General features: G+C 37.7%; 11 protein-coding genes and 2 pseudogenes. 12 read left to right on the top strand and 1 reads right to left on the bottom strand.

What is annotated here, in order from left to right; all coding sequences use genetic code 11:
• Positions 1 to 101: 101 nt before the first annotated feature.
• Entirely contained in the window at positions 102 to 710 is a 609-nt protein-coding gene (udk, locus tag EKM00_RS12090) for a uridine kinase (RefSeq protein ID WP_126456031.1), read from the bottom strand.
• Between the two features lie 149 nt (positions 711 to 859).
• Between udk and EKM00_RS12085 the strand changes: the two genes are divergently transcribed.
• The 12 genes and pseudogenes from EKM00_RS12085 to EKM00_RS12030 form a co-directional block, all read left to right on the top strand.
• Positions 860 to 1,441: a Crp/Fnr family transcriptional regulator gene (locus EKM00_RS12085; RefSeq protein ID WP_126516366.1), complete on the top strand. Its 582-nt coding sequence runs from the start codon at positions 860 to 862 to the stop codon at positions 1,439 to 1,441.
• Positions 1,442 to 1,531: 90 nt separating this feature from the next.
• Positions 1,532 to 2,284: a pirin family protein gene (locus tag EKM00_RS12080; RefSeq protein ID WP_126516365.1), complete on the top strand. Its 753-nt coding sequence runs from the start codon at positions 1,532 to 1,534 to the stop codon at positions 2,282 to 2,284.
• A 511-nt stretch (positions 2,285 to 2,795) separates the two neighbouring features.
• Entirely contained in the window at positions 2,796 to 3,665 is an 870-nt protein-coding gene (locus EKM00_RS12075; protein ID WP_126516364.1) for an ABC transporter permease, read from the top strand.
• Between the two features lie 164 nt (positions 3,666 to 3,829).
• Positions 3,830 to 4,876 carry a dTDP-glucose 4,6-dehydratase gene (gene rfbB / locus EKM00_RS12070; protein ID WP_126516363.1) on the top strand — a complete coding sequence of 349 codons (1,047 nt, stop codon included), beginning with the start codon at positions 3,830 to 3,832 and terminating at the stop codon, positions 4,874 to 4,876.
• A 761-nt stretch (positions 4,877 to 5,637) separates the two neighbouring features.
• Complete coding sequence (locus tag EKM00_RS12065) at positions 5,638 to 6,966, top strand: nucleotide sugar dehydrogenase (RefSeq protein ID WP_199734689.1); 1,329 nt, start codon at positions 5,638 to 5,640, stop codon at positions 6,964 to 6,966.
• A gap of 36 nt (positions 6,967 to 7,002) precedes the next feature.
• Entirely contained in the window at positions 7,003 to 7,428 is a 426-nt protein-coding gene (locus tag EKM00_RS12060) for an adenylyltransferase/cytidyltransferase family protein (protein ID WP_126453818.1), read from the top strand.
• 281 nt (positions 7,429 to 7,709) lie between these two features.
• A complete protein-coding gene (locus tag EKM00_RS12055; protein WP_126453817.1) occupies positions 7,710 to 8,717 on the top strand; it encodes a mannose-1-phosphate guanylyltransferase in 1,008 nt (335 codons plus the stop codon).
• A 9-nt stretch (positions 8,718 to 8,726) separates the two neighbouring features.
• Complete coding sequence (locus tag EKM00_RS12050) at positions 8,727 to 9,677, top strand: GDP-L-fucose synthase family protein (protein WP_126516362.1); 951 nt, start codon at positions 8,727 to 8,729, stop codon at positions 9,675 to 9,677.
• Positions 9,678 to 10,038: 361 nt separating this feature from the next.
• Positions 10,039 to 10,386 carry a RhuM family protein gene (gene rhuM, locus EKM00_RS12045; RefSeq protein ID WP_233592290.1) on the top strand — a complete coding sequence of 116 codons (348 nt, stop codon included), beginning with the start codon at positions 10,039 to 10,041 and terminating at the stop codon, positions 10,384 to 10,386.
• A gap of 453 nt (positions 10,387 to 10,839) precedes the next feature.
• Positions 10,840 to 11,166: pseudogene (locus EKM00_RS15210) on the top strand (AlbA family DNA-binding domain-containing protein); the annotation flags it as partial.
• A gap of 39 nt (positions 11,167 to 11,205) precedes the next feature.
• Positions 11,206 to 11,766 carry a hypothetical protein gene (locus tag EKM00_RS12035; protein WP_126516359.1) on the top strand — a complete coding sequence of 187 codons (561 nt, stop codon included), beginning with the start codon at positions 11,206 to 11,208 and terminating at the stop codon, positions 11,764 to 11,766.
• Positions 11,767 to 11,784: 18 nt separating this feature from the next.
• A pseudogene (locus EKM00_RS12030) lies at positions 11,785 to 12,195 on the top strand (hypothetical protein); the annotation flags it as partial.
• Positions 12,196 to 12,234: the final 39 nt, after the last annotated feature.

Here is a 12,234-nt window from a genome sequence, read left to right as displayed (position 1 = left end):
TTTAGTGGTGATACTGACGAAGGAAGATTCACCTACTAAAAGATTGCAACGGAAAGCGGGAAATAGCTCCTAATACTTATTCTGTTAAAATTACAACTAAATCACAGAATTTTTTGATTTATTACTGCGCGCACCACATCAATGGCTACCGTGTTGTACTTGTCATTTGGAATAATGATGTCAGCAAATGCCTTGGTTGGTTCAATGAACTGCTCGTGCATTGGCTTTAATGTGGTTTGGTATCTGTTAAGGACTTCATTCATGTCACGGCCACGTTCCACTATATCGCGTTTCATGCGTCGGATTAATCGTTCGTCAGAATCGGCATGAACGTATATTTTTACATCAAATAATTCTCTTAATTCGGGATTGGCCAAGATTAAAATTCCTTCTACAATCATCACTTTTCTGGGATGAGTAAAAACGGTATCGTCAGACCGGTTATGGGTTACAAAGGAATAAACGGGTTGGTGAATGTTATTTCCTTCCTTTAATTCTTTGAGGTGGGCCACTAGCAACTCAAAATCAATGGCTCGGGGATGATCAAAATTGATCAATGCTCTTTCATCAAAGGAGAGTCCGTGATTTTCTTTATAATATGAATCTTGTGAAATAATACCAACTTCTGTCTGTGGTAATTCATTCATAATCTGATGTACAACGGTTGTTTTCCCGCTTCCTGTACCACCTGCAATTCCTATAATGAGCATAAATTTTTTTATTATGTTTTTATTGGAACAAAAATAGGAATTTAATCGAGAGCAGATTTTGTTTTTTGAGGAAATCTTGCTAATTTAATGTATTTACGAGTCATTTTTTAAGGGTATTTAGCTATCTTTAAATTCTAAACGAGAAACTATTGTATCCCCAAATTAATAAAAACATAAGTCGTTATGTCACTTTTGAACCCAAAGAACTAGAAATTTTCAATTCTTTGCTGGAATATAAAGCCGTTGCTAAGAAAACGGTTTTACTTCAGGAAGGCGAAATGTGTCATTTTGAAGCTTTTGTCATCAAAGGTTGTGTCCGGAAATATTATATTGACGACAATGGTTTTGAAGTTATTCTGCAATTTGCGCTCGAGAATTCGTGGGTGAGCGATATTTCTTTTAATATATACGAAGATGCACCAAGCCGTGTGTATATCGAAACGTTGGAAGATTGTGATTTTTTGCTGTTTAGTCCGGAAGCAAAAGAAGAATTATTTGCCAAAGCACCAAAGTTTGAACGCGCGTTCCGCATCCTGATGCAGCGCAGTCTGGCCGTTACGCAAGACCGTTTATTTCATACTATTTCTAAAACAGCGACCGAGAAATACATAGAGTTTCTGGAACAGTATCCCACACTATCGCAGCGCGTTGCCCAGCATTACATTGCTTCTTATCTGGGGATTTCGGCTGAGTTTTTAAGTAAAGTGAGAACCAAAATGGCAAAACTTTAAAGTCTCATAATTTTTCATTTCTTGTCCTGGTTCAATGCAAATGCCTTTTTTTTGACGCACCTTTGCATTATATTTTTAAAGAATAGGACAATGGAAAATACAGATAAAAATACAGAAGGAGTACTTACGCATTTTGTTTTGCACAAAGGAAACACGCGAGGTCATGCCAATCACGGTTGGCTGGAATCGTATCATACGTTTAGTTTTGCGAATTATCAAAATCCGGAGCGAATGAATTTTGGTGTATTGCGCGTGCTCAATGATGACAGAGTCAATCAGGGGCTGGGTTTTGGGAAACATCCGCATGACAATATGGAAATCATTTCTATTCCGCTCGAAGGCGATTTAGAACACCATGACAGTATGGGCAATATTACGGTAATCAAGGAAGGGGATATTCAGGCCATGAGTGCCGGTACGGGAATTTTTCACAGCGAATACAATAAAAATAAAGACCAGCTGGTTAAATTTTTGCAGATTTGGATTTATCCAAATAAAAAAAATGTAACGCCTCGTTATGATCAAGTTACTTTAGATTTAAACGACCGTCACAATAAACTCCAACAAATTCTATCCCCAAATCCTGAGGATGAAGGTGTCTGGATTCATCAAGATGCGTGGTTTCATATAGGGAAATTCGACGAGAATTTTGCTGCCACGTATGCATTAAAAAAACCCGGAAACGGAATCTACGCTTTTGTTTTGAAAGGCGATTTTACAATAGGAAACATTGCTTTAAACGAGCGAGACGGAGTAGGAATCTGGGATACTAATGCTATTAAAATTACCGCTAATTCCGCTAGTGCCGAAATCCTGTTGATGGAAGTACCCATGCAATTGTAATTGATTTTTGATGATCATATTCGTCAGTTCGAGTGATCCCGCTTTTGGGCGGGATCGTATCGAGAACAAGAAAATTTTGAATTAAAAACGGTTCTCGATACGCTTTGCACTCGAACTGACGTTTGGTATAATTAAAAACGGTTCTCGATACGCTTCGCACTCGAACTGACGTTTGGTATAATTACACATGATGTTTTCAAACGTTTCCGGTCAATAAATTGCAGCCACCGTAATCCGATGGATAAATGCCGTTCCTGCATGGAATGGCTTGGGGGTGTTGCCGGATTCACAAGCAAAGAAAGTGTTTCTGGAAAATCATTTAAGTAGCGCTACTGTTCCGCACGATTCTGACGCTGCAAAAAAGAATTATGTGAACAAGTTGTTTTTTAAACAATACTTAATGCAAATTATTTATATTTGCTTCGTAAGAATACAATTGAGTTTAGTAGTAGAAAACAGAACTTTTTTCGCACGGAAAGAACAACAAAAAGTAGCATTTTAGCATGAACCAATGAACGATTCCGAACAAAACACCACCACTTGGCTGTTTGAAATAACACCTAAAAATAAATTTTTCTCCCTTAACCTGAAGGAAGTATGGCAGTATAGAGATTTGCTGCTGCTTTTTGTAAAAAGGGATGTGGTGACCGTTTATAAGCAAACGGTTTTAGGGCCACTTTGGTATCTGATTCAACCGCTGTTTACCTCCATTACTTTTACTATTATTTTTAATAATGTGGCCGGAATCAATACCGGAACCGTGCCGCCTTTTTTGTTTAATTTGGCCGGTATTACCGTTTGGAATTACTTCACGGCCTGTCTCAATGGTACCTCGAATACCTTTGGAAGTAATGCAGGTATTTTTGGGAAAGTATATTTCCCTCGTATTATTGTACCGCTGTCTATTGTTGTTTCCAACTTATTGAAGTTTGGAATTCAATTTTTTATATTCATTTGTTTTTACGGCTATTATTATACCCAAGGAGCTACCATTGGGATGAATACAGCGACTTTGTTTTTTCCACTACTGATCGTCATGATGGGAGTTTTAGGATTGGGACTGGGAATGTTTATCTCTTCTTTAGTCACTAAATACCGAGATTTTAGTAATTTGGTTGGTTTTGGAGTACAATTATTGATGTATTTGTCTGCTGTAATGTACCCAATGGCACTCATCAAAGAAAAATTGCCGGATTACGGCTGGCTGATAGCCTACAATCCCTTGGCGTATGTGATCGAAACGACACGATACATGCTGCTGGATGTTGGACACATATCTGTTTTGGGATTGGGATATACCTTTTTGATTACAATACTAGTGTTTTTAGTGGGAGTTTTGATTTTTAACAGAACCGAAAAGAGTTTTATCGATACGGTGTAAAGCGCACCGGTCTTGATGAAAGGGTTCATTTAGGATTGATTTTTAAACCAGTAAGAAATTAAGCTGTTGGGTATAATTAATTTTACCTCTCGACTTTGCGCAATGGGACAAAAAAATGTAACTAACAGGAGTATGGATCAAGACTACTCTTTATAAAAATAGACATGAAAAAAATATTAATTACAGGCGGAGCAGGATTTATAGGATCTCATGTGGTCCGGTTATTTGTTACTAAATATCCGCAATATCACATCTACAACTTAGATGCGCTGACGTATGCCGGAAATTTAGAAAACAGTGTTGACATCGAAAATGAACCCAATTATACGTTTATAAAAGGAGACATAACGGACGAAGATTTTATTGCAGATTTATTTGAAAAACACGAATTTGACGGAGTAATCCATCTTGCCGCTGAATCCCATGTGGATCGTTCTATCAAAGATCCTCTTGCCTTTGTAAAGACCAATGTTTTTGGGACCGTACACCTGCTGAATGCCGCTAAAAAACAATGGCTCGATGCACCAGAAGGCAAACGATTCTACCACATCAGCACGGATGAAGTCTATGGTTCTTTAGGAGCCGAAGGGCTATTTACGGAGACGACAGCATACGACCCTAATTCTCCATATTCTGCTTCCAAAGCAAGTTCCGACCATTTTGTAAGAGCTTACGGCGAAACGTATCAGTTTCCTTTTGTCCTGACAAATTGTTCGAATAATTATGGTCCCAATCATTTTCCGGAAAAGTTAATCCCTTTATTTATCAATAACATCATCAACAACCAGCCGTTGCCGGTGTATGGTGATGGGAATTACACCCGGGATTGGCTATTTGTAATCGATCATGCCAGAGCCATAGATTTGGTGTACCATACCGGAAAAAATCACGAAACTTATAATATTGGAGGTTTTAATGAATGGAAAAATATTGATTTGGTTCGGTTGTTATGTACCATTATGGACGGTAAATTGGGACGCACTCCCGGAACCTCCGCACAATTGATCACTTACGTAAAAGACAGACCGGGACATGACTTGCGCTATGCAATTGATGCTTCTAAAATAAACAAGGAATTATGTTGGAAACCTTCTGTTACTTTTGAACAGGGATTGGAAATAACCGTTGATTGGTATTTGAATAATACGGAGTGGTTGCATCATGTGACTTCCGGTGAATACGCGTCATATTATAAAAAACAGTATCGATAATATTTCTCGGGACTATAGCTATCATCCAGCGTATAATCGGATGATTACAGCTTGTTTATTAAAACGATTCAATCCATTCATGCGGTTGTGCGCTTTGATTTTTCATCGTAAAAAGCAAATCGATTGTGTAGGTTTACATAAAATAGATTAAAATATCACGCGGGGTATAATTAGTTTTTGATGATAATTTTCGTCAGTTCGAGTGATCCTGCTTTTGGGCGGGATCGTATCGAGAACAAGAAAATTTTGAATTAAAAACGGTTCTCGATACAGCTTCGCACTCGAACTGACGTTTGGTATAATTAAAAACGGTTCTCGATACGCTTTGCACTCGAACTGACGTTTGGTATAATTACAGGCAACGGGAATAAAAGTAAGTTTTTAAGGGTAACAAACCGTAATGACCTACTGGTTCAAAAGGAAATATCCGTTCTTATCAAAAAACAAGAAGACGATACATTTATAGTATGGTACGGTATAGTTAAAATCGGTTTCGTAGGGCTTCTTTTTTAGTCACTGATTTAGGTGATTTTTCATCGGAGTTTAAATGAATTTAGCAAATGTTTTGTATTGATTGCTAGTTGTTTGTGTTTTTTTTTATGCTTTTTTGTGTTTCAGAAAAGAAATAAAAAATAAAACGGCAACATATTCTAGTTATATTTGCCTCCATTATCGTTGACTTTTTCGGCTCATTTTTGTGAGTTGGAATCGCGAAGCGGTGGGTTAAAATGTACAATTCAATTGTAATTGTTTTAAAAAAAATGAATTCAAGTATAAAAATAGCGGTAATTGGATTAGGGTATGTCGGACTTCCATTGGCCCGATTATTTGCAACTCAATATGCTGTTGTGGGATTTGATATCAATGCCTCTCGGGTAGCATCCTTACAATCAGGCACGGATACTACACTAGAGATTTCGGATGAAGTATTACGCAAGGTATTAGTCTCAAGTTTTGTCACCTCGAGCGCAGTCGAGAGGCAGAGCGCATTGGACAGACAGTCTGTTACAAACGGATTAGTAGTAACTTCAGACAGCGCTGCTATTGCGGATTGCAATTATTATATCATTACAGTTCCCACTCCGGTAGACAAAAATAACCGCCCGGACTTAACCCCTTTATACAAATCCTCTGAAACGGTGGGTAAGGTTTTAAAAAAAGGCGATATCGTCATCTACGAATCCACTGTTTATCCTGGTGTAACTGAGGAAGAATGTGTGCCTGTATTAGAAAAATTTTCAGGATTAAAATTCAATGTTGATTTTTTTGCTGGCTATTCCCCGGAGCGAATCAATCCCGGAGACAAAGAACATACGGTCGAAAAAATTCTGAAAGTGACTTCTGGTTCCACGCCTGAGATCGGAATAAAAGTGAATAAATTATACCAATCTGTTATTACGGCCGGAACACATCTGGCTCCTTGCATAAAAGTAGCCGAAGCCGCCAAAGTAATTGAAAACTCACAGCGCGACATCAATATAGCGTTTGTAAACGAATTGGCCAAGATATTTAATTTAATGAATATTGACACGCATGCCGTTTTGGAAGCAGCGAGTACCAAATGGAATTTTCTGCCTTTCAAACCCGGATTAGTGGGCGGACATTGTATTGGGGTAGATCCCTATTATTTGGCACAACGCGCACAAGAATTTGGATATCATCCTGAAATTATATTAGCAGGAAGACGCCTAAATGACAGTATGGGAGAATATGTAGCGTCTCAAATTGTAAAATTGATGATCAAAAAGGGCATTTCTATAAATGGAGCGGCACTTTTAATGCTGGGCATCACCTTCAAAGAAAACTGTCCCGACGTGCGCAATACTAAAATTGTGGACGTAATCACCGCGTTAGCAGATTATGGCATTGTCATCACCATTTATGATCCCTTGGCAAACCCATCAGAAGTACAACACGAATACCAATTAGAAACAACCGCTACAGTGCCCAATAAAAAATTTGATGCCATTGTGTTAGGAGTGGCGCATGCTGCCTTTTTAGCGATAGATTTGTCGCAGTTACAAAAAGAAACTAGTGTGTTGTATGATGTAAAAGGAGTTTTAGGGGATGCAGTAGATGGGAGATTGTAAATAGTACTACGGATTCAAACCATAATAGTGAAAAATATGAAAATAGGAATAACATTCAGTGCTTTTGATTTGTTACATGCCGGACATATCAAAATGTTAGAGGAAGCAAAAGGACAGTGTGACTATTTAATTGCGGGACTGCAAACAGATCCTACTATCGATCGTCCTGAAAAAAACAGGCCTACCCAATCTGTGGTTGAACGCTATATTCAACTCAAAGGCTGTAAGTATGTAGATGAAATAGTTCCTTATGCCACGGAACAAGATTTAGAAGATATTTTACGTTCGTTCAAACTTGATGTACGCATCGTAGGCGATGAGTACAAAGACAAGAATTTTACGGGACGAAATTACTGCGAAGAAAAGGGGATAGCACTTTTTTTCAACATACGAGACCATCGCTTTTCAAGCAGCAGCTTGAGAAAAGAAGTCGCAGAGAAAGAATTGTTGAAAGAGAAGTAGTGTTTTTTAGTGAATGGTGAGTGGTGAGAAGTGAATGGTGAGAAGTGAATGGTGAGAAGTGAATGGTGAGTGGTGAGAAGTGAATGGTGAGTGGTGAATGGTGAGAAGTGAAAGGTGAGAAGTGAAAGGTGAGAAGTGAATGGTGAGAAGTGAAAGAAAAAAAGGGAATTTAATTCCTGTCTACATAGAAATATAATTAAAATAGTCGCCAATAGGCTGTTTTGTAAACCCCAAATCGAGGTAGCAAGTCACTTATAAGCACTAATTGCATAAAAAATAGTATGAAAAAACAGCCTGCAGTAACACATGTAATCCTTACCGGAGGAGTGGGAAGCCGATTGTGGCCGCTATCTCGCAAAAGTCAACCCAAACAATATTTAGATTTATTTGAAGGTAAATCGTTATTTGCAATGACTGTCGAACGGAATCGTACTTTGGTGGACCAGGTTATGGTTGTGGGAAATAGTGATAACTGTCATTTAAGTCGGCACATTCTAGAAAAATCCAATACACCATATATTGATATTATTGAGTCAACCCCCAGAAACACGGCTGCAGCCATCGCTTTTGCTGCACTAGCTTCTGATCCGGAGGCTATTTTAATCGTGACGCCCTCGGATCATATCATAGGCGACATGGAACACTATAATAAGGCGATTCAGGAAGCAGTAGAAAAGGCTTCTAACGGTTTTATTGTTACTTTCGGTATTATTCCGACAAAACCGGAAACGGGATACGGATATATTGAGCGCAAGGGCGAGGATGTGGTTTCCTTCCGGGAAAAACCCAATCAGGTGTCTGCAAGAGATTTTATAGCCAGAGGCAATTTTTTATGGAACAGCGGGATGTTTTGTTTCAAAGCAGGCATTTTTCTGGAGGAATTAAAGACCTATAACCCGGAAGTCTATGAAAAATCTAAAATTGCCTGGGACAACAACAGCAATGGAAATCTAGATTTGGCTTTATCCATGGATATACCATCCATCAGTATTGATTATGCGGTAATGGAGCGCAGTAAAAAGATAAAAGTGGTCGTGTCTGAATTTTCATGGTCGGACTTGGGTTCTTTCGAATCGGTCTACGACTATTTAGTGGCAACGGGGCATTCTATTGATGCCAATGGAAATATGGTGATTGGCAATACAAATTATACGGCATTTGTGGGAATGAAAAACACTATTTTCGTCTATACGAATACTGCTAATTTGATTCTTCAAAAGGAGAATTCTCAAGATGTTAAAAATGTGTATGCCGAGTTAGAAAAAGTAAATTCTGATTTGTTAAATTAAATAGCAGTTATGAATAAAGAGGCTAAAATATATATCGCAGGACACAATGGAATGGTGGGAAGTGCCATTTGGAGAACGCTGACTGCTAAAGGCTATACGAATTTGATAGGTATGTCCAGCAAGCAACTGGATTTGCGAAACCAGCAAGCCGTGAGCGATTTTTTGACTGCTGAAAAACCAGAAGTCATTATTGATGCAGCTGCAAAAGTAGGAGGGATATTGGCTAATAATGATTTTCCGTACCAATTTCTGATGGAAAACATGCAAATCCAGAATAATCTTATTGATACCGCTTTACAATCGGGTGTCGAGAAATTTATTTTTCTGGGAAGTTCGTGCATCTATCCTAAATTGGCACCACAACCCTTGAAAGAGGAATACTTGCTCACAGGTCCCTTGGAACCTACAAACGAGTGGTACGCTATTGCAAAAATCACGGGAGTCAAAGCTTGTGAGGCGATTCGGAAGCAATTTGGAAAGGATTATGTGAGCTTAATGCCTACCAATTTATATGGCACTCATGATAATTTCGATTTAAACAGCTCACATGTTTTACCGGCAATGATGCGCAAATTTCATGAAGCCAAGGAAAACAATCAGGCTCCGGTAACCCTTTGGGGTAGCGGAACGCCTATGAGAGAGTTTCTATTTGTAGAGGATATGGCGCAGGCCGTTGTTTTTGCTTTAGAGAATAAGTTACCGGACTATTTATATAATGTGGGTACCGGAGAAGATTTGACGATCACACAGTTGGCCAAAACCATTCAAAAAATCACAGGACATCAAGGAGAAATTATTTGGGACACCAGCAAACCGGACGGTACACCCAGAAAACTAATGGACAGTTCCAAAATGCACGCACTAGGATGGAAACACCAAGTGCAGTTGGAAGAAGGAATCCAGAGAACCTACGATTGGTTTTTGGAGAATGTAAATGCATTTAAGGAAGTTAAGATGTAGGGGAAAGTTTAGTCGGTTAGAAAAGGTTTAATCGTTTAAGAAAGGGTTAATCGGTTAGGAAAAGTTTAATCGTTTAGGAAAAGTTTAATCGGTTAGAAAAGGTTTAATCGTTTAAGAAAGGGTTAATCGGTTAACGAAATAGTAAACGATTAACCATTTAAAGAAAAAGGTTTAATCGGTTAACGAAGTAGTAAACGATTAACCAGTTAACCATTTAAACGATTAACCATTTAAAAAAACAACCAAGCAAAAAATAATCAACAACGAAATCATCATTTATCAATCTGAAATTCTGACAAGTCAAATTGAGGTTCGTATTGAAGATGAAACGGTGTGGTTAAATCGAATTCAACTCGCTGATTTGTTTGATCGTGATATTAAAACTATAGGCAAGCATATTTCTAATGCACTCAAAGAAGAACTTGAAGGAATTCAAGTTGTCGCAAAATTTGCGACAACTGCTAGTGATGGTAAAACGTATCAAGTAGAGTTTTATAATTTGGACATGATTATGTCTTTAGGTTATCGAGTGAAATCAAATAGAGGGGTTCAGTTTCGTATTTGGGCAAATAAAATTCTGAAAAACTATCTGCTCAAAGGCTATGCTATTCATCATCGAATGGATGTTTTAGAAAAAAAAGTAGGTTCTTTGGAAAATAAAAACCATGAATTTGATTTGATTTTAAAAACAAATTTACCTCCTAATTAAGGGATTTTCTATGACGGACAAATTTTCGATGCACATTCCTTTGTTTCCAGACTGATAAAATCTGCAAAAAAATCGATCCTACTTATTGATAATTTCGTAGACGAAACTGTTTTAGTACAGTTGTCAAAGAGAGAAAAAAGTTTAATCGTTTAAGAAAGAGTTAATTGGTTAAGAAAAGTTTAATCGGTTAAGAAAGGTTTAATCGTTTAAGAAAGGGTTAATCGGTTAACGAAATAGTAAACGATTAACCAGTTAACCAGTTAAACGATTAACCATTTAAAAGGAAAAGGTTTAATCGGCTAACAAAATCGTAAACGATTAACCAGTTAAACGATTAAGCAGTTAACCATTTAAAGGAAAAAAGTTTAATCAGATAATGAAATAGTAACCGATTATCCAGTTAAAAACTTAACTCATTCAACAAAAGACCAAAAACAGTCCCCGGACAATAAATTGAAAACAGAAAACCAACATACAGAATTCAAATCCAGCTTCAATGAAACTACGATAGAAACATTGTGTGCCTTTGTCAACACCAAGGGAGGAAAAGTACATATAGGTCTAGATGATAAAGGAAATCCGGTTCCTAATTTTTTCATAGGTAAGGAAACGATCGCAAATTAGATAAATGAAATAAAAAATAAAACACAACCCAGTATCATTGCCGATATAGAACCCTTAATTATCCAAGGGAAAGAAGTCGTTTGTTTAAGGGTAAATGAGTTTCCCGTAAAACCAGTTTCATTTAAAGGAAGGTATTACAAACGGGTTAACAACTCGAATCACCAACTTTCGGCGATAGAAATAACGAATTTGAGTTTGCAATCTTTACAGCTTTTCTGGGATTCCTACCCCGCTCAGGGGAAAAGTCTGGAAGATTTAGATTCATATAAAGTGACTGTATTTATCGAAAAAGTAAATGCTACCGGGCGATTCAAATTGGATGGCAGTTGGATAGAAAACCTACAAAAACTGAAATTAGTGGATGCAAAAGGAATTACTAATGCAGCATGGTTGCTATTTGGCAAAGAAACTACAGGGTATAACGTTCACCTCGGTAGATTAAAAACGCCTTCGTTGATTATTGACGACAAGATGCTGAATGGAACCTTGTTTGACGCAGTCGAAGAAACCATGCGCTATATCATAGGTCAGATCAAAGTGGCTTTTGAGATAACGGGAATGCCTACGCAACGGACGGAAATTTTCGAATATCCGCTTCCTGCATTGCGAGAAATAGTGCTCAATGCGATTATTCATCGGGATTATATGAGTCTCATAGACATCCAAATAAAAATTTTCGACAATTATATCACTTTTTATAATCCGGGAATTCTTTATGGAAATGTTACCGTAGAGGAACTTAATAAAGACAATTAGCAAGCCCATGCCCGCAACAAATTGATAGCTGAGGCGTTTTATCTCACTGGTGATATTGAAAAATACGGTAGTGGATTGATACGAATTCGTAAAGAGATAAAGGAATACCCAACTATGAAAATGGAGTTTGGCGAAATCCAGAGTGGCTTTCTGTTGACGCTGCGTTACACCAAGCAAAAAATAAGTGTACGGGAAAATGAGGAGGTAAATGTCGGTGTAGATGTCGGTGTAAATGTCGGTGTAAAAACGCTTCTTATTTTTATCGAAAATAATCCAGGAACTAATGCTTTAGCTATGGAGAAACAGTTCAAAGTTACGCAAAGAACGATAGAACGCTGGATAAAAACATTAAGAGAAGAAAATAAGATAGAGTTCAAAGGCGTGCCTAAAACGGGTGGCTATTGGAAAATAAATACTAATGTAGAATGAAAAACTTCGTTGTAAATTATGATAGTTTTAATCGGTTAG

Origin of the sequence: Flavobacterium sp. RSP15, from assembly GCF_003968755.1 — a bacterium.
Classification (GTDB): Bacteria; Bacteroidota; Bacteroidia; order Flavobacteriales; family Flavobacteriaceae; genus Flavobacterium.
The sequence above is the reverse complement of the archived record's forward strand: the minus strand, read 5'-3'. Positions and strand labels throughout refer to the sequence as shown.

Coding starts and splice junctions, on each gene's coding strand:
- EKM00_RS12055 (WP_126453817.1), top strand. CDS start 7,710: ATGAAAAAACAGCCTGCAGTAACACATGTAATCCTTACCGGAGGAGTG.
- udk (WP_126456031.1), bottom strand. CDS start 710: ATGCTCATTATAGGAATTGCAGGTGGTACAGGAAGCGGGAAAACAACC.
- EKM00_RS12075 (WP_126516364.1), top strand. CDS start 2,796: ATGAACGATTCCGAACAAAACACCACCACTTGGCTGTTTGAAATAACA.
- EKM00_RS12060 (WP_126453818.1), top strand. CDS start 7,003: ATGAAAATAGGAATAACATTCAGTGCTTTTGATTTGTTACATGCCGGA.
- EKM00_RS12065 (WP_199734689.1), top strand. CDS start 5,638: ATGAATTCAAGTATAAAAATAGCGGTAATTGGATTAGGGTATGTCGGA.
- rfbB (WP_126516363.1), top strand. CDS start 3,830: ATGAAAAAAATATTAATTACAGGCGGAGCAGGATTTATAGGATCTCAT.
- EKM00_RS12050 (WP_126516362.1), top strand. CDS start 8,727: ATGAATAAAGAGGCTAAAATATATATCGCAGGACACAATGGAATGGTG.
- EKM00_RS12080 (WP_126516365.1), top strand. CDS start 1,532: ATGGAAAATACAGATAAAAATACAGAAGGAGTACTTACGCATTTTGTT.